Source organism: Desulfoscipio sp. XC116, from assembly GCF_039851975.1.
Taxonomy (GTDB): domain Bacteria; phylum Bacillota; class Desulfotomaculia; order Desulfotomaculales; family Desulfallaceae; genus Sporotomaculum.
The window spans coordinates 1,615,267-1,635,528 of the sequence record NZ_CP156660.1; the positions used below are offsets into that span (position 1 = coordinate 1,615,267).

General features: G+C 47.3%; 22 protein-coding genes, 1 tRNA gene and 3 pseudogenes. 4 read left to right on the top strand and 22 right to left on the bottom strand.

Translation table 11 applies throughout. The features are described from left to right. Positions 1-452 precede the first annotated feature (452 nt). Entirely contained in the window at positions 453-3,467 is a 3,015-nt protein-coding gene (pruA, locus tag ABDB91_RS07640; protein WP_347491020.1) for an L-glutamate gamma-semialdehyde dehydrogenase, read from the top strand. Positions 3,468-3,648: 181 nt separating this feature from the next. Continuing rightward, a tRNA-Pro gene (locus tag ABDB91_RS07645) sits at positions 3,649-3,725 on the top strand. A gap of 117 nt (positions 3,726-3,842) precedes the next feature. Here ABDB91_RS07645 and ABDB91_RS07650 read toward each other — a convergent pair. From ABDB91_RS07650 to ABDB91_RS07705, 12 genes and pseudogenes are all read right to left on the bottom strand, one after another. Continuing rightward, a complete protein-coding gene (locus ABDB91_RS07650; protein ID WP_347491021.1) occupies positions 3,843-4,052 on the bottom strand; it encodes an ATP-binding cassette domain-containing protein in 210 nt (69 codons plus the stop codon). Positions 4,053-4,068: 16 nt separating this feature from the next. After that, positions 4,069-4,401 (bottom strand): zf-HC2 domain-containing protein, encoded by a 333-nt coding sequence (locus ABDB91_RS07655; RefSeq protein ID WP_347491022.1) that lies wholly within the window; start codon positions 4,399-4,401, stop codon positions 4,069-4,071. Beyond that, positions 4,398-4,874, bottom strand: a complete 477-nt coding sequence (locus ABDB91_RS07660) for a sigma-70 family RNA polymerase sigma factor (protein WP_347491023.1) — start codon at positions 4,872-4,874, stop codon at positions 4,398-4,400. Before ABDB91_RS07660 ends, ABDB91_RS07655 begins: the two co-directional genes overlap by 4 nt. Before the next feature lie 45 nt (positions 4,875-4,919). Beyond that, positions 4,920-5,099, bottom strand: coding sequence for a helix-turn-helix domain-containing protein (locus ABDB91_RS07665; RefSeq protein ID WP_347491024.1), 180 nt, complete (start codon positions 5,097-5,099; stop codon positions 4,920-4,922). Between the two features lie 179 nt (positions 5,100-5,278). After that, on the bottom strand, positions 5,279-5,446 hold the full coding sequence (locus ABDB91_RS07670) for a Maff2 family protein (RefSeq protein WP_347491557.1): 168 nt from the start codon (positions 5,444-5,446) through the stop codon (positions 5,279-5,281). Further along, positions 5,432-6,229, bottom strand: a pseudogene (locus ABDB91_RS07675) (type IV secretory system conjugative DNA transfer family protein); the annotation flags it as partial. The pseudogene ABDB91_RS07675 and the gene ABDB91_RS07670, both read right to left, overlap by 15 nt. Before the next feature lie 34 nt (positions 6,230-6,263). Beyond that, positions 6,264-6,575: a hypothetical protein gene (locus ABDB91_RS07680; RefSeq protein WP_347491025.1), complete on the bottom strand. Its 312-nt coding sequence runs from the start codon at positions 6,573-6,575 to the stop codon at positions 6,264-6,266. A 132-nt stretch (positions 6,576-6,707) separates the two neighbouring features. Beyond that, a pseudogene (locus tag ABDB91_RS07685) lies at positions 6,708-6,877 on the bottom strand (transposon-encoded TnpW family protein). A gap of 447 nt (positions 6,878-7,324) precedes the next feature. Beyond that, a complete protein-coding gene (locus tag ABDB91_RS07690; protein ID WP_347491026.1) occupies positions 7,325-9,889 on the bottom strand; it encodes an FtsX-like permease family protein in 2,565 nt (854 codons plus the stop codon). Further along, positions 9,886-10,569 carry an ABC transporter ATP-binding protein gene (locus tag ABDB91_RS07695; RefSeq protein ID WP_347491027.1) on the bottom strand — a complete coding sequence of 228 codons (684 nt, stop codon included), beginning with the start codon at positions 10,567-10,569 and terminating at the stop codon, positions 9,886-9,888. Before ABDB91_RS07695 ends, ABDB91_RS07690 begins: the two co-directional genes overlap by 4 nt. 82 nt (positions 10,570-10,651) lie before the next feature. After that, positions 10,652-11,023: pseudogene (locus ABDB91_RS07700) on the bottom strand (HAMP domain-containing sensor histidine kinase); the annotation flags it as partial. A 31-nt stretch (positions 11,024-11,054) separates the two neighbouring features. After that, entirely contained in the window at positions 11,055-11,249 is a 195-nt protein-coding gene (locus ABDB91_RS07705; protein ID WP_347491028.1) for a helix-turn-helix domain-containing protein, read from the bottom strand. Positions 11,250-11,612: 363 nt separating this feature from the next. On the opposite strand from ABDB91_RS07705, the gene ABDB91_RS07710 reads away from it, so the two are divergent. Continuing rightward, positions 11,613-11,933, top strand: a complete 321-nt coding sequence (locus ABDB91_RS07710; protein ID WP_347491029.1) for a hypothetical protein — start codon at positions 11,613-11,615, stop codon at positions 11,931-11,933. A 45-nt stretch (positions 11,934-11,978) separates the two neighbouring features. Here ABDB91_RS07710 and ABDB91_RS07715 read toward each other — a convergent pair whose 3' ends face one another. Together ABDB91_RS07715 and ABDB91_RS07720 are read right to left on the bottom strand one after the other, a co-directional pair. Then, positions 11,979-12,578, bottom strand: coding sequence for a DUF3786 domain-containing protein (locus tag ABDB91_RS07715; protein ID WP_347491030.1), 600 nt, complete (start codon positions 12,576-12,578; stop codon positions 11,979-11,981). A 91-nt stretch (positions 12,579-12,669) separates the two neighbouring features. Next, positions 12,670-13,101: a hypothetical protein gene (locus ABDB91_RS07720; protein ID WP_347491031.1), complete on the bottom strand. Its 432-nt coding sequence runs from the start codon at positions 13,099-13,101 to the stop codon at positions 12,670-12,672. 176 nt (positions 13,102-13,277) lie between these two features. Here ABDB91_RS07720 and ABDB91_RS07725 point away from each other — a divergent pair, with 176 nt between their 5' ends. Continuing rightward, the gene (locus tag ABDB91_RS07725; RefSeq protein ID WP_347491558.1) at positions 13,278-14,099 is read left to right on the top strand and encodes an Asp23/Gls24 family envelope stress response protein; all 822 of its coding nucleotides are present in this window, start codon (positions 13,278-13,280) and stop codon (positions 14,097-14,099) included. A 200-nt stretch (positions 14,100-14,299) separates the two neighbouring features. On the opposite strand, the gene ABDB91_RS07730 is transcribed toward ABDB91_RS07725, so the two are convergent. The 8 genes from ABDB91_RS07730 to cobI form a co-directional block, all read right to left on the bottom strand. Next, a complete protein-coding gene (locus ABDB91_RS07730; RefSeq protein WP_347491032.1) occupies positions 14,300-14,977 on the bottom strand; it encodes a cell wall hydrolase in 678 nt (225 codons plus the stop codon). Between the two features lie 205 nt (positions 14,978-15,182). Beyond that, positions 15,183-15,800, bottom strand: a complete 618-nt coding sequence (locus tag ABDB91_RS07735; protein ID WP_347491033.1) for a precorrin-8X methylmutase — start codon at positions 15,798-15,800, stop codon at positions 15,183-15,185. Then, positions 15,797-16,171, bottom strand: a complete 375-nt coding sequence (locus ABDB91_RS07740; protein ID WP_347491034.1) for a CbiX/SirB N-terminal domain-containing protein — start codon at positions 16,169-16,171, stop codon at positions 15,797-15,799. Before ABDB91_RS07740 ends, ABDB91_RS07735 begins: the two co-directional genes overlap by 4 nt. Positions 16,172-16,240: 69 nt before the next feature. After that, positions 16,241-17,011: a precorrin-6A reductase gene (gene cobK, locus ABDB91_RS07745; RefSeq protein ID WP_347491035.1), complete on the bottom strand. Its 771-nt coding sequence runs from the start codon at positions 17,009-17,011 to the stop codon at positions 16,241-16,243. Continuing rightward, a complete protein-coding gene (gene cobJ / locus ABDB91_RS07750) occupies positions 17,008-17,733 on the bottom strand; it encodes a precorrin-3B C(17)-methyltransferase (protein ID WP_347491559.1) in 726 nt (241 codons plus the stop codon). The genes cobK and cobJ overlap by 4 nt, the downstream gene beginning before the upstream one ends. Further along, on the bottom strand, positions 17,694-18,797 hold the full coding sequence (locus tag ABDB91_RS07755; protein WP_347491036.1) for a cobalt-precorrin 5A hydrolase: 1,104 nt from the start codon (positions 18,795-18,797) through the stop codon (positions 17,694-17,696). The genes cobJ and ABDB91_RS07755 overlap by 40 nt, the downstream gene beginning before the upstream one ends. Beyond that, complete coding sequence (cobM, locus tag ABDB91_RS07760) at positions 18,794-19,549, bottom strand: precorrin-4 C(11)-methyltransferase (RefSeq protein WP_347491037.1); 756 nt, start codon at positions 19,547-19,549, stop codon at positions 18,794-18,796. Before cobM ends, ABDB91_RS07755 begins: the two co-directional genes overlap by 4 nt. Then, positions 19,546-20,262 (bottom strand): precorrin-2 C(20)-methyltransferase, encoded by a 717-nt coding sequence (cobI, locus tag ABDB91_RS07765; protein ID WP_347491038.1) that lies wholly within the window; start codon positions 20,260-20,262, stop codon positions 19,546-19,548. Before cobI ends, cobM begins: the two co-directional genes overlap by 4 nt.

Here is a 20,262-nt window from a genome sequence, read left to right on the forward strand (position 1 = left end):
ACTTCCTTGCTTGAAAGGTATTCTAAAATCTGCAGACCTGCGCAGTTTAGCAGCCAAATATCTGTTTGTTATACAAAGATATAGCTTTCTTACAGGCTTTCGGACTCACAGGGCATCCGGTCCATTGCATAAACCCTATATTGTTGTTTGCTGCTTGCCGCCCATAATCCATTTTCTACGTGGAAGTATTATTATCCTGTATATTAGCGGCTTAATATGTCAGTTATTTGACGCATTGTGTTAATTAACTGACATATTAAGGCTGTTAAATTACGTTTTAACTTTATTTGAATGTGTTATGTGGATTTAGAAACCAGGCCGGTGGCTAAACATCGGCTTTTAGCTTATGGTTCATAGTTCGTAAGGGCTGAGTAAAACAACAAGGCATGACCTTTGCAACGCTGATTTAGATTACATTGCTATAAGCAAATTGCATAAAGGGGTGACACTTCGTGTCGGAAAGTTTGGAAAGTAAAATTAAAGCCACAGGTTTAAACCTGTATCAATTAATTGAAGGAGAAACGCCTTCGATATTTAAAAAGGATTTTTGGGCCGGCAAAATAATGAACTGGTGTATGAGTAACGAATTTTTTAAACTGCAGATGTTCCGGTTTGTGGATGTATTCCCCTATCTGACTCGCTCCGAATCGGTAGCCAGGCATTTGCAGGAATATTTTTGTGATGTCGAATATGATTTCCCAGCCAGTTTGCAGTGGGGCCTTAAAAGACTATCCCCCACTTCCCTGGCGGCCAAGGTGGTGGCGAAAACATTTTCCGCCAATATCACGAGTATGGCTAAGCAATTCATTGTGGGGGAGGATGCCCGTGATGCCCTGGGATCATTAAAAAAAATACGTCGGGAAGGTGTGGCCTTTACCGCCGACCTGCTGGGTGAAGCGGTGGTTTCCGAGAAGGAAACTGCTGAGTACTGGGATCGTTACCTGGAGCTTATCACGATATTAACCAATGAACAAAAAAAATGGGCGCCTTTGGGGGGCGGCAAAGGTGATTTGGACTGGGGGCATTCGCCAAAGGTAAATTTATCAATTAAGCCTTCCGCCATGTATTCTCAAATGGACCCCAGGGGTTTTGATTACGCGCTTGCCAAGGCTAAAGAACGTCTGCGTCCTATATTTCAGGCGGCTATGCAGTCGGGTGCTTTTGTGCTGTTGGATATGGAACATACAGCTCTGAAAAATCAAACTATTGCTTTATATAAAAGTATCATGGCTGAAGATACTTTTAAAGATTATCCCCACACGGGTATTGTTATACAGGCTTATCTCAAGGAAAGCGAAAACGATATAATGGATTTAATTAACTGGGCGAAGGAAAATGACCGTCGCATTACAATTCGCCTGGTAAAAGGCGCTTACTGGGACGCCGAGGTAATCCTGGCCAAACAGAAAAACTGGCCTATACCCGTGTTCACTGATAAACATGCCACTGACGCCAATTTTGAAAAACTGGCCCGCATAATTATGGAAAACCATCGTTATGTTTCCTTCGCTTGCGCTTCTCACAATATCCGTACTATTGCCTATGTCATGGAAACTGCCAAGGAGCTTAGCGTCCCCAATGAGTGTCTGGAGTTTCAGGTGCTTTATGGCATGGCCGAACCGGTGCGTACTGCGTTGCGCAAGGCCGGCCTTAAATTGCGCCTTTATGCTCCAATTGGTGAAATGCTGCCGGGCATGGCCTATCTGGTACGGCGTCTTTTGGAAAATACGGCCAATGAATCTTTCCTGCGTCAGAGTTTTGCCGAAGGGGCGGCCCGGGAATTATTGCTCAAAAACCCGCTGGATCTGGCAAATAATCAACAGGTCGGGGAGCGGGCTGTGGCTGCTGTTTCTGCTTCTGCTCCAACTGCCGCGTGCGGCGACTGGGGAACCTTTAAAAACGAACCTTTGTTTGACTGGACTGTCGCTGAAAACAGGGAAAAATTTGCCCGGACACTAAAGGATGTGCGGGGATCATTAGGCAAACAAATTCCCCTCTATATTGGCGGGCAAGAAGTGAAAACCAGCCAAATGATTACCTCCGCCAATCCTAATTGCCCCGAAGAGGTAATCGGCGTAGTTGGCGCGGCAGGACTGGATGAAGCCGAACAGGCTATCGAAGCGGCTCGGCGTGCTTTCCCCGGTTGGCGGGATACCGATCCGGCCCGGCGCGCTGAATATTTATTTAAGGCGGCCGCGGCAGCCAGGGCAAAACGTATGGAATTGGCCGCCCTGCAAGTATATGAGGTGGGCAAAAACTGGAGTGAAGCCGATGGTGATGTAACCGAGGCCATTGACTTTTTAGAGTATTACGCCCGGGAAATGTTGCGGCTGGCTAACCCCAGGCGTATGGGACGGGCTCCCGGTGAACTAAGTCAGCTGTTTTACGAGCCCCGGGGCGTGGGAGCCGTTATCGCCCCCTGGAATTTTCCTTTAGCTATCTCCATGGGTATGACCGCCGCCGCCATTGTTACCGGCAATACTGTGGTTTACAAACCTGCCACTCAGTCACCTGTGGTTGGGGCCGGGGTATATCAAATATTTGCCGAGGCCGGTCTGCCGCCGGGGGTATTAAATTATTTGCCCGGGCCGGGCGGTGAAATTGGCGATTATCTGGTAACCCATCCCCATACCGCTTTTATTACTTTTACAGGCTCTATGGAAGTGGGCCTGCGTATTAACGAAAAAGCCGCCCAGACACCCGAGGGCGCCATGGGAATAAAAAATGTGGTGGCCGAGATGGGTGGTAAAAACGCGGTGATTGTGGACTCTGATGCCGATTTGGACGAGGCTGTGGTGCATATCGTTTACTCGGCCTTCGCCTATCAGGGACAGAAATGTTCGGCTTGTTCCAGGGTGATTGTGCTGGAGGAAAACTACGATAAATTTGTAACCCGCCTGGTGGAAGCAGCCCGTAGTATTAACGTAGGTACGCCGGAAAATGCTCATACCTATATGGGCTCGGTGATTGATGCCGCAGCCAGGGAAAAAATAATGTCCTATATTGAACTGGGCAAACAAGAGGGGCGGCTTCTGCTTTCAAGAGAGATGCCGGAAATGAAGGGGCACTATGTGCCGCTGACGATTTTTGACCAGATAAAGCCGGAACATCGGCTGGCCCGGGAAGAAATATTCGGTCCCGTGCTGGCGGTCATCAAGGTGAAAGATTTTGATGAAGCATTGCAGGTAGCCAATAGCACACGGTATGCCCTTACCGGCGGTTTATTCTCCCGGAGCCCTCAAAATATTGCCAAAGCCAGCCGGGAATTCAGAGTGGGCAATTTATATATTAACCGTGGCTGCACCGGAGCTATTGTGGAAAGGCACCCCTTTGGCGGTTTTAAAATGTCCGGGGTGGGCTCCAAATCCGGCGGGCCGGATTACCTGTTGCAGTTTACGGTGCCCCGGGTGATTGTGGAAAATACTCTCCGCCGTGGCTTTGCGCCGGTGGAACAAGGTGATGAATAGGAGCTGACTTGTGTTTTGTCAAGTATATAGTTTGTTCTGATATTACAGCCGGTTAGTATATAATAACGCCAATAGGGGCAAGAATCTATTAATACTTGCCCCTATTGGCGCGTTATAATTCCTCATTGACATTCGTATTAATTTAAGTTATTATAGTGTTTGTCGGAAAAATGATCTCTTGCGGGGCGTAGCGCAGTTTGGTAGCGCGTACGGTTCGGGACCGTAAGGCCGCAGGTTCAAGTCCTGTCGCCCCGACCAGTCGGAGTGTCCTTATAGGATCTGAGTATCCTATCAAGGACACTCTACTTTTTTATTGCAACGTACTCACTCGTCAGTATATTGCTGATTTGACCTGAACTGAACAAAACAATCAACTCAAATAGCAAGAAAACGACGGCAGATGTAGCCGATGAAAGAATGGCTTTTGACAAATAGATACGGGTGCAGGGTTGTCTTTTCAGAACCGTTTTTCCCAACCAGTCCGTAAATATCGCCATGTTCTACATGAGTAGAAACATCATTCAAAACGGCATTTGCCCCGTACCGCATTTTGATGTTTTCTGCTGTTAAAACGTACTTGTTCAATTTGCAAATCCTCCAATCAATAGGGTTTTGGTACAGCTCGTATATCCATAAACAGATAGAAAACAAGAGCAACGGCGGCAATCACTAAAAGCGTAATTAGGACACCTTTCAGTAAAGATTTCAGCATTCCTTTTTTCCACCTCCTTGACAGTTTTTTTACGGCTTCGGCTTCTTTCAAATTTTGCTCTTTATCGTTCATAAAAAGCTCCTCTTTCATTGCTTGCAGTTCTGCCTTGCAGCTATCGCATTCAGCAAGGTGTTCCTCTATCAGCGCCTTGCTATCATTACTGCATACTCCGTCGAGATACAACGGGAGCAGGTCTTTTATAATCTCGCAAGATATTTTCATTTCATTACCTCCTGTAATTGTTTTTTTGCCCTGTAATAAATCAGCCTTGCCCAACTGTCAGTTTTCCCGAATAACTCTCCAATCTGTGAGAACGGCAGTTCTCCAAACACCCGTAAAGTAAAAACCTCTTTGTATGGTTCACTTAGATTGTGCAGCTCAATGTGTAACCGCTTTGCCGTATCTTTGTCGAGGTAATCTGTTTCCAAATTGAGTAATGTATCAGGTATGTCTGCATCCAAGTCTAATACGATACGTTTTTTCTTTTTATAAAGTGTAAAATAGGTGTTTTTTGCTATTTGGCAAAGCCAAACATACAGCTTGCAAGAACCATTAAATTTATTTATGTGCTGCATGGCCTTAAAAAAGGTTTCTTGCGTTATTTCTTCTGCAACGGCTTCATCCATACAAAGGGATAGCACATATTTATATACATTGGAAAAGTATTCCGAATATATCTCACCGAAATCTGCCACTTTCTCACCTCCTCACTCATAAGACTTGCATTGTATGAAAGTGTTTCAAACTTTTTTATTTTCTTTCCGGCGTCCGTCTGCGGGCTTTTCCACGTCTTTTGGTATCAGCCACATACGGCTAAACCGTACCACGCCGTGGATACGGTTTTCTTCGCAAAGTTTTTGTACGCGCCGCTCTGAAATGCCCCATTTTTTTGCCGCTTTTTGAACGGAAATGAAGTCCATTTTTAACCATCCTTTCTGCATAATGTATCACAATTATATACGGTCGACCGAATGATATCAAATGGACTTCCTGCAAATGACTTTCTTTAAGTTTGTGGATACTATTTTTCTGTAACTACACCATTACTCGTCTGTTGGTTGCCTATCTTAACTATTGTTGATATTGGGAAATTGCTTCTTTATGCACCCTGCCCATTTGCGCCCGGATTATCTGAGTCGTACCCTTCCAAAAGGTTGATAACGCCCCACACAGCAAGGCCCGCGCCGAGGGCCATAACAAGGGTTTCCAGTGTTCCGATAGCAGAAGTAAAAAATGACATATAGTGTACCGCTTTTCTGTCGCCCATGCGGTTGAGCTCCAATTCGTCGTAACTGATGATTTCCCGAAGCTGGCCAATATCAAACGGGGCCAACCTCGCCCCGCAGGACACAAGGATGAATTTTGCAGTTTTTCCACTTGCTAATTTGTACTTCTTATATTGCCTCACGGCAAAGTGATCGGGATTTCGCTTTTCCAAGCCCTTAAACATGTAATCCACGGCGTTCATAAAGGACTCGTCATCTTCCTTTGTTTCCATGCTGTTCAGCATATCCACAAGAGTATTGATGTTGCGCTCTTCCTCCGGCCCCTCAAACACGATGTAGCCAATCAGAGCGCAATATAACAGGATTTCCGCTTTCGTCCAGAACGGATCGCCCTCGGTTCCTTCTCCCTTCGTGTTCGTAATTAAGCAGTTTACAAATTTTAGAATGTCCGACTCGGTTTTAATGTAGGTCAGCAGGTTATAGTGCATACTGCGGGCAAAATCCACACTATTGAATACCTTGATTTTATACCCCTGCGCCTTTGCCGAAAGGAAAGAGCCGACCTGCCCCAAGATAGAGCCCTTCGGATCGACCACCACATAGCTACACCCTTGCTTGCCTGCGCTTGCCTGCAATAGCTGCGGGGTGAGCCAGAATCTTGTTTTACCGCTGCCGGACGATCCAATCACGGCGGCATTGAGGTTCCGGGCATTGGCCGGGTTTTTGGGCCGGGTATTCATGGAAAGGAACTCTGTCCCGCTGAGTATCACGTTGTTTTCAAACTTTGGATCGACAAAGGGCTTGATGTCCTCGGCCGTTCCCCATCATGTTCTCTCGTTGTGGGTTATTGTGGGTTATTCAGATTTTTATGATCCGCAGGTCTTTTTTATTGACACGGGCAAACCGTATAGTCTGCCAAGTACCGCCTCTTTCTCGTCCATCGTAAACGGCGATTACCCGGCTGGAGCTATAGATTAAGTAACGGTTGCGCTGAAAGAAACAGCCGGGATGGTACTTTTCGCTGATAATCTTGATGCCATTGCATTTGGACAGCCGCTTCCTCTCGTCCCATGTAAGCTGTTTAGTCCGGCCTGTATACGGGAGCGCCGCCTCTAAAAAAATGTCCGGGTAATCCTTTCGCCGCATATCCACCAACCGGGCAAAGAGCATATCCCTACCCTGCGCGAATCCCGTGTGTTTTCTTCTCACCTAAATTAGAAATCGATTGTATACCTTTAGCTACAGCTTCCACTTACCGGTAGAATAGACAAATTTCAAGAGGTTTTTATTGAAAACAGAGCCTTACATTCGGTTGACCTCATTGCGGAGCATCCGCTTGATTTTGTCGCTCATGGTTTCCCGGCTGGTGGCGCTAAAATGGATCGTCACCAGCACGGCCATGATCTCCCGCAAGGTTTCACTACGGCAAAGCCAATCCTCTGGCGTTTCGTAATAACTCCCGCTGCACTCATGGGCAACGATAGTTTCGTCAAACTCGTGGTTATCCCAATGGCGGCGCTTTTCGTGGGCGAGATTTTTGCTTTTATGCCTTGCCCGGTCGAGAAATTCACCGACTTCGGCGAATGCCTGTACTGATATGGTACGTCCGTAAATTTTGATATGTACTTCCATGATTTTTCCGTCCTTTCTGAATGGCATGGAGATTTCAGAAAGGGACGGCAGGGGGCGATCGGCAACCGGGATAGGGCACTTCGGGCCAAGTTGGCCAGAAGTGATCCGGGGGCTTGTCCGATAAGTCAGCGGTCAAAAAAAGCATAAAAAAACATCTTCAGGGGAAAAAGCCATGAAGATGTCGAATAAAAAATGGACGCAAAGCGCGTCTATTTTTTTGGGATTTTTTTAAGGTGTTGAAGTATGTGAAAAAAATGCTTGAATCTCATAAGCACCTTCAGTTTGAATCAAGTCATATCATCCCGCAGCGCGTCGATGATATTTTCTTTTTTGATCTTGCTGACGGCATACATCATGGTGACAAAGATGACAAGAAGCACACTGAACACGCTGATTCCGATACTGCTCCAAGGTAACACAAAATTGAGATTGTCCGCTCCGCCGCCGACCATCCCTTTGTAAATCAGCCAAGAAGAGATTGCCGCGATGGGAAGCCCGACAAGCAGCGCCCTCATGCCATAAAAGGCGCACTCAAAGCGCATCATTTTATTAAAATTGCGATCGGACATCCCCACAGAACGGAGCATGGCAAGTTCCCGGCGGCGCAGCTTGATATTCGTGGAAATCGTATTGAACACATTGGCAACCGCAATCAGCGAAATCATAATGATAAAAGTATAAGCGAACACGTTGGCAATGAATATCATATTGCGGTTCTGATCCAGCATTTCAGAGGTATTCAAAAGAATATACGAGGCAGTCATTCCAGTGCTTAAAATCATCGTTTTTATTTCTGCCGTAGACTGCGATGGATTCTTTGACTGAAAGGTCATGCCCTTAACCCTAATATCCGCTGTGGTATCGGAGGAAGCCAGCGCCTTGATACTTGAATAGGGGGCCATCACCTGAAAAAAGTATGATTGCTGTTTGGAGGTTTCTACAGTCGGGGGGACATCAGGCGGCACGGTATTGACAAACGTAATGCTTACGTTTTGCCCATGTTCCGTTTTCGGTTTGCCATTTGCTTCGGAAGCGATGGTAAAATTTATGGAAGAACTCTTGAACATATCTCCTTGATTGCTGTTGTCCTGCATTTTGGCAACAGCAATCAGTTTTGCATTTTGCCCGGTATATTCCTCTGCGGGCAAGCCCAAGCCTTTGATAATATTCAGATAGGTGCTGTCATCTAAAAACTGGATTGTCATTGGCAGATTTGCTGCTTCATCTGGCGAATCTGCCCCTGTGGATTCCCAGTAAGCGTCTGAAAGTTTGTCTCCCTGAACAGCGCAGGAATATTTCATAACGACTTGATATGAGCTGTCGGTAACACCGTCGGCTGTTTTCAGTTTGTCGTAAAGCCGCAGCATTTTGCTGTCGTTCATATCCTGTGTGCCAAAGCCGATGTCATAGGTAGTGACCGCTTTTGCCTGCTCCGATGCCTGTTTCAAATCCGTTACAAAAGCACTGGCCGATACAAACAGCACGATACTTAAAACAAGTGACAGCACAATGCTGCGATAGCGTTTCTTGTTCCTTCTGAAATTTTTTAGTGCAAGGGTTCCCTCCAAACCGTAAATACGCTCCGCGAGCTTTGATGTTTTTACGGCTTTGGATTCTATTTTGACCTCGTTCGTCTGGCGAATACTCTCCATCACGGGCCTGCTGGCGGCCTTTCGAGCCGGGATATAGGCCGAGATCAGAATGGTAACTATGCTGACCGTCGCCGCAGCGACGATTGCGGGGATGGACACCGTTAAGGTCAAAGGGACGTTGCCGTAGAGAATATTTGTGAAGTTTTTGGCGACAGCGGAAAGCACAAGCCCCATGCTGCCCATGCCGACAATAATGCCTATTGGTATGCCGATTGCGCCAATGCAAAGTCCCTCAAACAGCACCGAATGACGCAGTTGCTTTGCGGTGGCTCCCACCGACGAAAGAATCCCGAACTGGTGCGTTCGTTCGTTCAATGAGATGTTGAAGGAATTATAAATCAGAAAGACTGAGCCGATCATGATAATAGCGATCACAATGCCACCAACCGAGTACAGAAGCACGTTGAAAATATTATCGGACGAAAGGCCCATGAAGCGCAACACATCATTATTCAAGACGTAGGCATGGTTCCCGGCTGTACTTTTTGCGTAAGCATGAACTTCATAGGGGTTTTTTAGCGTGACAAATACACTGAGATTGTTCGCCGTGTTTGCGGCATCGGCAGTTGTGATTGCGGTGTATCCCGGCGCGGAATCTTCCTCAAAATGGGGCGTTTGGCAGATGCCGACCACTGTGTAGGTTCTCTCGCCTTGCGGCACAAGAGTTTCACTCTCGGCGGTGTACGGATTACTCTGGCCGAGCTTCTCGTTCCCGTTCATGCGGTTCCCGACAGCAAGGGTAAGTGTATCGCCCACCTTGAGCTGAACGCCGCTCTTTGTCATGATGCTCCCCGAAATAAGAATCTCCCCGCTGTTTTTCGGCAGCCTGCCGGAAAACAGCGTGATAGGCAGGGCATCAAAGATTTTCTCATTGAATCCGGCGATAAAAAGATACGGTTTGTTGGAATTTTTCCCGCCGTCAAGTTTTGCGTAGCCGATATTTTTAAATGTCGCGGTGTTTGCAACTTTGTCGTTGCTTGCCTGTTCCGCTACGAAAGAAGAATCCACATCCTCAAATTCGACGTGCCAGTCGCCGTATTTCTGAGCCGCGCCGTTTGCCATATAGTTCAGCAGGGAAACGCCAAAGGTGGTGATTGCCGTAATCATGGCGGCGGACAGAACAACTCCAATCACCGTTACAATCGTTCGTGTGCGGCTCTTTTTCATGCCTTGTAGTGTGACTTTGTTGAAAATGTTCATGACCGCACCTTCTCGTCTCGCACTACTTTGCCGTCCGATATGCCGATAATGCGGTCTGCTTGCAGGGCGATATTTTCGTCATGGGTGACGAGGAGCAGTGTTTGCCCATATTTTTTATTGCTTTCTTTCAGCAGTTTGATGATTTCATGTCCATTTCGTTTGTCCAAACTGCCGGTAGGTTCGTCGGCCAGCATGACCGCCGGGGCGTTCATCAAAGCGCGCCCGATGGCGACACGCTGCTGCTGACCGCCCGAAAGCTGATTTGGCAAATGCGTTTTGCGGTCTTTCAGCCCAAGTAAATACAATAAATCATTCAGCCGTTCCTCGTTGACCTTTCGTTTGTCCATCAGGATAGGCAAGGTGATATTTTCCAGCACATTCAGAGTGGGAATGAGGTTGTGAAACTGATAAATCAGTCCGACCTGCCGCCTGCGGAAAATGGCGATTTTTTCATTGCTTTGGGCATATATATCCTGTCCGTCCAAATACACCTTTCCGCTTGTCGGCACGTCCACGCCGCCGATGATGTGAAGCAATGTGGATTTGCCGGAGCCGGAGGAACCGATGATTGCGGTAAATCCCCCCTTTTCGATTGTAAGCGAAACATGGTCAAGCGCGGTAACCTGATTTACGCCCTTACCGTAGACCTTGCATAAATTTTCAATTTTTAAGAACTCCATTATGTGAGTTTCCTTTCTCATGGTTTACCCATATAATAGAACCTTCAACTTACATCTTTGTGACTTTCCGGTGAGAGATTCGTCACTTTGGGAAACGAATGGAAAATATTGCGCCGCCTCGCGGGTGATTTTGGGCGGTGATCGTCCCGCCCTGCCGTGTTATAATCATTTGGCAGAGAGCCAATCCGATTCCGTATCCTGTCGCGCCTACGTTTTTTCCACGATAGAACCTGTCGAACAGGCAGGGTAAATCTTCTTTTTCAAAGCCCGCGCCGCTGTCGTGGATGGCAATCTCGGTAAACAGTGGGTTGTCCTCACAAGCAATCTTAATTTTCCCGTTATCGCCTGTGCTTTCCAGGCAATTTTTGAGGATGTTTTGAATGGCTTCCGAAAGCCAACCGGAATCGCCCTGAATGATGATCCCTTTCGGCACATCTATCTGCACATCAATATTGTCTTATCGTCCTCAATCAAAAATATCCGTTTCATTTATTTTCACCATTTTTTACTTTACTGCTCTTATATCGTCCGTCAGTCGGTTTTTCAGCGTCAGCAGGAACAAGCCATGTATTTCCCATTTTTTTAGCTTTCTTAATCCGCCCGGCAGAGCAATGGTATACTACCATTCTGTCTGTGATTCCCCAATTTTTCGCCGCTTCTTTTGTCGTTATATAATCCACGCATAACACCTCCATAGCTCTATTATATTTCTTTTGGCGGAAATACGAAAGGAAGGGAATAACTTGCGTGTGGATAAAAGACAGAGCGAGCCTCCCCACTCATTATACATATATCATTCTCAAATGGCGGGTCGGACCGGAAGCAGGAAATTTTGCGGCTCTGCTTCGGGCAGCTTGCTGGCGGGGATAAAGACACCTTTATTACTTCAATAAGCAAACTTCTTTTATCTATTAGAGGAAGCTTGCTTTTTTATTTGCCTGCCAAAGTTGATATTTTTTAGCATATTGATAATGACAGAACAAAAACTAATAAATAGATTTATTTTGTTTAAACTATAAGATGAATTTAAAAGGAGGTGGCATATGAGTACACTAAGCCCTTTTACCTTTTCCTCGCCAATTCAAGGGGTTCAGGTTAAACCGCTGACGCAGAATGGAAAGGAAATACGCATAAGGTACAGCGGTATATTAAACCAAAACGGGGCCAGTCAGATTTGGATGCATGCCGGTAATGGTGAAGTTGAGGAATGGGTTGATTCTAAAGATTATCTTATGGAAAAGACCGGTGAAGGCTGGGAACATTCTGTTGACGTTAAGGGAAAACAGTTTAATTTTTGCTTTAGGGATGATGCCCATAACTGGGACAATAATAACGGATCTAATTGGATTTACAGAATAAGTTAAAAGCCGGGCTAAAAGCCGGCTTTTTTCGTAAAACGTTTACAAAGACTATTGCGGATCGATCATCTTTTGGGCCAGTTCACAGCCTAATACCCACAAGGCTGCTGTGGTCAGGTGGTGAGGAGCGATGCTGTCGAATAAAATATTGGCCTTGGCCGGAAATTCATCATCCCCCTGCCATATAGCAACGGCCAGTGGCAATTTGGGGAAGGCCGGTATAAGCACGGCGGCATCGCCCATTTTAATGGGCCGGCCGCCTAGCTTGGCAGCCCGCTGCATAAATATGTCCGGGTTGTCGCTTAAGTTGTCACTAATTGGTTGACAGGCATCTTTTAAAAAAGGTACATGGTGATGAATACCTTGAGGTAACTCCAGAAAAGAAATCCATTTGCCCCGGGGTGGCAGCCCGCTGCATTGTTTTAAATATTGCAGTATCAGAGTGGCATCCTTGGGGGATGCCGGTTGTTGATTTTCCGCCAGTACTTCCCCGTTCTTTATAGATACAGTATGGGGTTGGGCGAAGTATTCAATGAGAACGCTCCGGCGGTCTTGTGCGTAAGCAGCACCACTTTTTAAAATCATTTCCTCAGGATTTGCAGCCAAAAAGTCTTTAATAGCTGAAGTGTGAGCTGTTAATTCATGACACAAAATAAACACTCCCTGCTGTTTGAGATAGGAAAATTAATTAAGTTTTTTCATGTATATTGTGCTGCACCAAGGCTCGGGGGTTAATGATCTCTTAACGAGCCATTAAATATAAAACCAGCGCGGTTATAGCACCGACCAGCATAATTACAGTGCCCAGCCCACCGAAATTGACCAGTATCTTTAATTTGACACCATCGTTTTCGGATTTGACGCGCAACCGGTTGTATACCGTTAAAGGGCCGATAATCTTCATTACCAGTGCGTCGGTGATATCCGGATCGCCGCCTTTATCCAGCATGCTTTGTACCACTGTGTCCAGCCATTTTTTTTGCCCGTCGTTTTCAAGGGATTGGTAATGCTCTTGTAAATGGTGTATGAATTTCCTTTCCCTGGTCTTTAAAAACCGGTAATAGTAACGGCGTTCGGTACGGTTTTGATCACGCATGGCTTTTTGCAATAATATAGTGTCTTGTTCGGATAAGTTGAATTCATTTTGCAGTATTTTAATGAATAATGTGCTCATATGTTGGTTCCATCCCTTTTAAATAAAAACTTTCGGGTATGTAATTAATGTGTCTTGATAATATATAATAATATATAGTGATGATACATTTAATGCCGGATAGCCCTTGTAAAAAGTATATAATGTTTGGCTGTTGATAGCAATTTAAAACTGAGGAATGAGGGATTTTGTTGGAAGTGTATGCACTGGTGGGACCCAGCGGTACCGGTAAGAGTCATCGAGCGGTAATGCTGGCCGGCCATTTGGGTTGTGAAGTTATTATAGATGACGGACTAATTATTAATGGAAACAGAATTATTGCCGGTGTCTCGGCCAAGAAACAGCCCACCCGGATCGGGGCTATAAAAACAGCTCTCTTTATAGATGCGGAACATAGAAAGGCTGCCGGTAAAGCTATTGCGGAGCAAGCTCCGGCAAGTGTTTTAATATTAGGGACGTCTAAAGGCATGACAGAAAGAATTGCCGGGGGATTGGGTTTGCCTGATATTAAAGAGTATATTAACATTGATCAGATCGCCTCGGCTAAGGAGATAAGAAAGGCGCGCATTATGCGCACTCAACATAGTAAACATGTAATTCCGGCTCCCATAATAGAAGTTAAAAAAAGCTTTCCGGAAAGTATTATTGATCCATTGCAGGTTTTTATGCGCCGCAAAGGACAAAGAGGGCGACGCAGCTGGTTGGAGCAATCGGTGGTCAGACCTACTTTTACTTTGTATGGAAAATTTACTATTTCTCAAGGGACTCTGCGTTCTATAGCCACATATGCGTCCGGAGCTGTGCCCGGTGTGTTGGCTGTAAAACACGCACATATTATCAGAGAAGGACAGGGGATTACCATAGAGCTGGCCGTGGTGGTAAGTTTAAAGTACAAGTTGGATGAAATGAGCAGGGAAATACAAAAGGCGGTTAAGTGGCAGCTGGAAAATATGACAGGATTAACTGTAAAATATACTAATGTAACTATAGCGGATATAAAAGCGGATGAAATAAGTTAAGGTAGGGTAGAATCCCCATCTGAAGCCCCGATGTTCAGCTTTAGCCGAACGGGTTTACTTAACCGGCCGGCTTACTTGAAACAGCAAAAAAGGCATCTCGCAATACAATAAAGAGGTTGCGATGATGCCTTTCTATTTATTAATTCCAGCTTTGATATATTGTGTTGTGTTAATTAAGCCGGGTATTTAATGCCGTTTTTCTATGTTTTAGTGGCGAAAACATGATCACCTATCTTAGTTAACACCGGTAAAGATTTGATCCACCGGTCAGAGGCGATACGGGGGTTGTAAAAAAACAGTGCCCCGTTGGTTGGATCATAACCCTCCAGCGCTTTAGTGGCGGCTTTAATAGCCGTATCGTCAGGGCTTAAATTAATGGTACCGTCGGAAACAGGGGTGAACTGATATAGGTTGCGGCTGCGCTGGAAAACCACTTCTCTTACGCTATCAGGGAAATAGGGACTCTGCATGCGGTTTAGAATCACCGCTCCAACCGCTACTTGACCTTCAAAACTCTCCCCTCTGGCCTCGGCATGGATAGCCCGTGCTAAAAGCAGTAAGTCTTCCCTGGAAATATCCCCCCGGCTGGTACCTGCCGAGTTGCCCTTTTGCTTTGCGGGGATGGTTAGTACCTGATAGGATTTAATCACCGATGTTTCCAGGTCGTTAGCACGTATTAGATGGTTTACATCAATATCGAATGCCCTGGCTATTTCGGATAAAGTGTCACCCGGCTGTACCGTATATTTGACTGTAATACCGTTTGACCCTCCAGCCACTTCTTTTTCCGCACCGGCTGACGCGTTTTGTGCACCGCATACTGTTATGCACATCGCAAGCAAAAAAATACCGGTGAGCTTGGAAAAATGAGTGTTCATTTTTTCCTCCTTTCTGACCAACAAGTATTTTATCCAATATATATATATTCCATACTGGTAATTATAACCATAAAAATAAGACAGGCTAATATAGCCTGTCCGTCTATTATGTAAGAAGTAAAAAAATATTAACTTCCATTATCGTCTATGCAATTTATTGCAAAACAGTTTTCCGGCACCGGATGCCTTGATAGGCAAAATTCTTTTACATATATAACAGTGCATTTACTATGGAGGCTGCGATGGTGCTGCCGCCTCTGGTACCCTGTATGGTGATATACGGTACTTTATTTAATTTTACCAGTAACTCTTTAGATTCGCTGGCACCCACAAAGCCCACTGGGGTACCGATAACCAGGGTCGGGTCAGCCTCACCGCGGTCAATCTTGGCACAGAGGGTGAACAGGGCGGTGGGTGCGTTGCCGATGACTATAATATCCCCCTTAAGGGAACCGGCTTGGCCCATGGCTACCATTGCCCGGGTTTGTCCGGTACGGGAGGCTTCTTCGGCCACGGACGGATCGGCGATGCGACAGATGGTTCGAACGCCAAAAGCGGCCAGTCTTTTATTATTCAACCCGGCCAGCACCATGTTAACATCGGTATATATGTTACACCCCCGATGAATGGCAGCCAGGCCGCGGTCAACGGCCAGCGGGTGTATTTTGACCAGGGGAGCGATATTAAAATCACCGGTGGTATGGATAATTCTTTTTACAACGGAGCGTTCCTTTTTCGGCAGCGTGGCCAGCAAGGGCACGTTTTTTTCAATGATGGACATACTTTCTTGCTCAATAGCTTCTGGATCAATGGTGAAATTCAAATAATCGCCCCCCTGACTCGGTCCATTATAATTTCTTGCAGGCGAGGATCCGCCCCAATGTGCTCAGACATGGTTATGCTGATGTCCTTGTATATGTTGCTTTGTGCCGCTATAATCTCCGGAACGTCTTTTTGTATGTGCAAACCCGGGTAAAGAAAAAGAGGTACCACTACGACGCGCTTTGCCCCCCGCTTTACTATCCGGGCTATGGCGGTGGGCAAATCCGGCTGGTTAATTTGCAGTGATGCGCTTTCTATTAAAAAATCTTCTGTTGCTTTTGATGCTACTATACACGTTATGTCTTGCAAAGCAGCCTGAGCTTCGGGCAGCCGACTGCCGTGACTCAGTATAATAACCCCGGTTTCTTTCAAATGGTTCCCGCCCTTCGTTGAAATATATCATAAAAAGCTAATCTGGTCCTTGCTAAAAAAAACTAAATATTATCTAATATGTTTGTTAATCCGATTTATTAATTCATTCAAATCACTAACTGCTTCCGCCGGGGCCGGGGGCCTTTTTACGACCACAACGGGTATGGACACGGCCAGGGCGGCTTCTATTTTTGTGTCCGAGCCGCCGTTCGGGCCGCTTTCTTTCGTTAGCAGTACGTCGGCATGGTAATGGGTTAGCAGTGCCTTGTTCATATCCACCGTAAAGGGTCCCTGCATGGCTACAATATTGCGAGGCTCTATGCCTAAATCCAGGCAAAGGCGCAGACCGGCCAAATCGGGTAATATACGAACCACCGCCCGCAGATTTGCGGCGTGGACTGCATCGGCAAATAAAGGCAAAGTTTTGGTGCCGGTGGTAATGAAAACAGTTTGCCGGGCCAGCTCCACCGCTCGGCGGGCTGCTTCCCGATAACTATTCACCGCTGCGACCAGCGGGTGGTCGGGCAGCGGCAGCGAGGGCCGCTCCAAGCGTAGGTATAAAACACCGTTGCGGGTACAGGCCTTTCGAGCGTTAGCCGTGGCCAGCTCGGCAAAGGGGTGGGTTGCGTCGATTAACACCTTTATGTTGTGGACAAGCATTAGCTCGGCTAGTTCATCTTCATTGAGGCGGCCCGTAATTATTTGCGCTGTACCTCCGGATGTTTTAAGTAAGTCACCCCCGTAAGCGGTGGCGGTGCAAACAATTAACGGCCAACCAAGCTCGGTCAGCCTGGCGACCAGTTGCCTGCTTTCCGAGGTGCCGCCCAACACCAGAATCATAGGGTATAGCCACGCGGAGTGATAATAAATCCACCTGCCCGCCTGGTGGAACGATTACCTATGATGACTGTGGTGAGCATGTCGATAGGGTGGTCCAGCATATCGGCAATATTAGTGATATATATTTCTTCGTCCTCCCGGGCGGCGTTTTTCACTATGCCTACCGGGGTGGCCGGAGTTTTATATTTTAAGCATATTTCTTTTGCTTTTTTAATTTGCCAGTCTCTCTTTTTGCTGGCCGGGTTATATAATACAATAACAAAATCAGCCATTGCGGCAGCCTCCAGCCTTTGACAGATGGTTTCCCAGGGGGTCAGTAAGTCACTGAGACTGATTACCGCAAAATCGTGCATTAGCGGTGCGCCCAGTCTGGCTGCGGATGCGGTGGCCGAAGTAATGCCGGGAATAATGTGCACCGGTATGGCATTCAATTGACCGGTGGTTTCCAGCATTTCCAGTATCAGTCCGGCCATACCGTAAACGCCGGGATCGCCGCTGCTGACCACGGCTACCCGGTGTCCGGACGCGGCTTGTTCAATGGCGGCCGCGCAGCGTTCTTTTTCCTTGGTCATACCTGTACTTATCACTTGTCTTTCCTGAATAAGGTCCTTAATTAAATCAATGTAGGTTTTATAACCCACAATAACATCCGCGGATTGCAGCGCATCAAGCGCCCGGGCGCTTAAATCGGCGGCAGCTCCCGGTCCGGTGCCGACCACCAGTATTGATCCTCTGCCAGGGCCACCGTGATGCCCTGATATTTCTGTTTGGCTGATATTAGTTCACCCTTTCTTGTGGCTAAAAGGGCCGCCGGTTCACAGACTCCGGGTACCCCCATGATTTTTTGTACAAAATCCGAACGTTTAAGCATCTGGTTGGAGCCGAGCACCAATTTATTTATCTGTTCCGGGGAGAAACAAACTAATGGCAGCTTGAGTGCGGCGGCTGCCTGCCGCAGTCCGGCTTCACCGGCTTTTTGCTCAATAGTGGACAGAGCCCGCAGGCTTAGTAATGAGCGCCGGCAGTTGGCCAGGGCGTCTTTAATAGCGGCCAATATTTTTTCACTTGGTGTGCCCGACCGGCATCCCACCCCTGCCACCAGATTACGGGGTCGCAAAAATAAGGTGTTGGATATCGGTTCGGTCAGACAACGGTTAGTGACGATAACATGATGGGAAGCTTGTGCGTCTGGGACCGGGTAATCCCTGGTAGAGTATATTTTAATCTGATCGACAGGCTTAATAGGCAGAGCATTATCTGTATAAATATATACCGTTTCTCCGTTTACCAGCGCGCTGTTTACCCGTCGTATGCCCGCCAGAGGGTCGATAGCCATATTGTACTCCCGGGCCAGATCATCCATTGCCGGGAGGCCATGTACATCAGTAGCTGTTGTGATTACGGGTCGGGCTCCGATAGCTCCGGCAATGCGGCGGGCCATTTGGTTGGCTCCTCCCAGGTGTCCCGACAGTACGCTGATGACATGTTGGCCGGTCTCATCCAGCACTACTACCGCCGGGTCAGTGGTTTTATTCCGGATATGCTTGGCTAGTACACGTACTGCTATGCCAAGGGCCATGATGAAAATAATCTGACGGCAGCGGGGGAAAACCTTTTGCACCACCTGGGCCAGTTCATCAAATATAAATGCCTCCGCCGGGTTGACAAAGTTCCGATTTGGAGCGTACAGTGTTATACTGTCAGGGTTCGAATCGGCCATAGTGTTTTTTAACTTCTGGCCTAATTTATAGCCGTGAGCGGTCAGGCAAATAATGACGGTGTTCACCGGCCGCCCTCGCGGAAACCGTGGGTGAAATTACCGTCATAAAGCTTTGACGGTGTGTAATCGGCTTTAAATGATGCTCCCACTAAAATCATAGCGGTGCGGGTGATACCGGCTTCCTGCACCCGGAGGGCGATATCGGATAGTGTGCCCGAGATGATGCGCTCATCGGGCCAGGAAGCCTTTTCCACCACCACTACCGGAGTTTCTGCCGGGTAGCCCCCGGTTTGCAAGTCTTCGGTTAATTGCTCCATTAAATGTACGCTTAAAAAAATGCACATGGTGGCTTGGTGGGCAGCCAGACCGGACAGTGATTCGGCCTCGGGCACTGCCGTACGCCCCTTGTATCTGGTCAGGATCACGGTCTGGGTTACACCGGGCAGGGTGAGCTCGTGGGGAATGGCCGCGGCGGCTGCTACAAATGAGCTTACGCCGGGAACCACAGTAAACGGCACATCGGCTTTAAGCAGCACGTCCATTTGTTCCTGAATGGCACCGTAAAGGGACGGGTCACCTGTATGCAGGCGCACCACCTCATGCCCGGCCCGATGGCCGTTTATCATTACATCGGTTATTTGCCGCAATGTCATGTTCGCGCTGTTGTGGATTTCGGTGCCGGGTGCACAACGATTCAGCAGCGCTTGGTTCACCAGTGAACCAGCGTAAACAACCACCCGGGCACGGGCCAGCAGCTCGGCTCCTTTGACGGTAATTAGATCCGGATCGCCCGGACCGGCGCCGACAAAATAAATCATTGTTCATCCCTCCTCCGTTTTTTAACAATCATTAGTGACATGTAATGCAGTTTTTGATCCAGTATCTTTTCGGGCTCTTGGGTAGCGAACTGGTCCGGGTAACCGCAGCGGTGCACAAAGTGAGTGTCGTAATTGCCGTTGTTTCTGAGAAAGGCCAAAAGCTCGGGCAGTCGTCGGTTAACTTTCATTAATACCACGGTATCAAAAATATCCAGGATATGTTGTAAATCCTTCAGATTGTAGGCTGCCGGGATTATCGCCAGTTTTTCCTCCCCTTCTACCAGCGGTTCTTGAACATAGGCTGAACAAGCGGTAATGGAGGAGACCCCGGGCACGGTTTCGGTGGCCACATCCGGGTGATGGGCCCGCAAGTAGCGCAGCAGATAGCCGTAAGTACTGTATAAGGTAGGGTCTCCTATGGTAATAAAAGCCACATCCTGTCCGGCTATCAGCTTTGCGGCCACTTGGTAACCGGCTTGTTCCCAGCTTTGTTCCAATACTGTCTGATCCTTGGACATGGGAAACTCTAATTCTAAGAGCATATATTTCCCGGGTACGGCCCTTTGAACGACAGATAGGGCCAGGCTGTTTTTTTCCATCTTGGCTTTGGGCACACAAAGCACATCCACTGCGGATAAAATACGCTGGGCTTTAATAGTGAGCAACTCCGGATCGCCGGGTCCCACACCGATGCCATAAAATTTGCCGGCCAA

What these genes read in the sequence shown, in the direction of transcription:
- ABDB91_RS07655 (WP_347491022.1), bottom strand. Translation starts at nt 4,401, where the DNA reads ATGAAAATATCTTGCGAGATTATAAAAGACCTGCTCCCGTTGTATCTC.
- ABDB91_RS07665 (WP_347491024.1), bottom strand. Translation starts at nt 5,099, where the DNA reads ATGGACTTCATTTCCGTTCAAAAAGCGGCAAAAAAATGGGGCATTTCA.
- ABDB91_RS07670 (WP_347491557.1), bottom strand. Translation starts at nt 5,446, where the DNA reads ATGGGCGACAGAAAAGCGGTACACTATATGTCATTTTTTACTTCTGCT.
- ABDB91_RS07680 (WP_347491025.1), bottom strand. Translation starts at nt 6,575, where the DNA reads ATGCTCTTTGCCCGGTTGGTGGATATGCGGCGAAAGGATTACCCGGAC.
- ABDB91_RS07690 (WP_347491026.1), bottom strand. Translation starts at nt 9,889, where the DNA reads ATGAACATTTTCAACAAAGTCACACTACAAGGCATGAAAAAGAGCCGC.
- ABDB91_RS07695 (WP_347491027.1), bottom strand. Translation starts at nt 10,569, where the DNA reads ATGGAGTTCTTAAAAATTGAAAATTTATGCAAGGTCTACGGTAAGGGC.
- ABDB91_RS07710 (WP_347491029.1), top strand. Translation starts at nt 11,613, where the DNA reads ATGAGTACACTAAGCCCTTTTACCTTTTCCTCGCCAATTCAAGGGGTT.
- ABDB91_RS07720 (WP_347491031.1), bottom strand. Translation starts at nt 13,101, where the DNA reads ATGAGCACATTATTCATTAAAATACTGCAAAATGAATTCAACTTATCC.
- ABDB91_RS07730 (WP_347491032.1), bottom strand. Translation starts at nt 14,977, where the DNA reads ATGAACACTCATTTTTCCAAGCTCACCGGTATTTTTTTGCTTGCGATG.
- cobK (WP_347491035.1), bottom strand. Translation starts at nt 17,011, where the DNA reads ATGATTCTGGTGTTGGGCGGCACCTCGGAAAGCAGGCAACTGGTCGCC.
- cobM (WP_347491037.1), bottom strand. Translation starts at nt 19,549, where the DNA reads ATGATTTATTTTGTCGGCGCCGGTCCGGGCGATCCGGATCTAATTACC.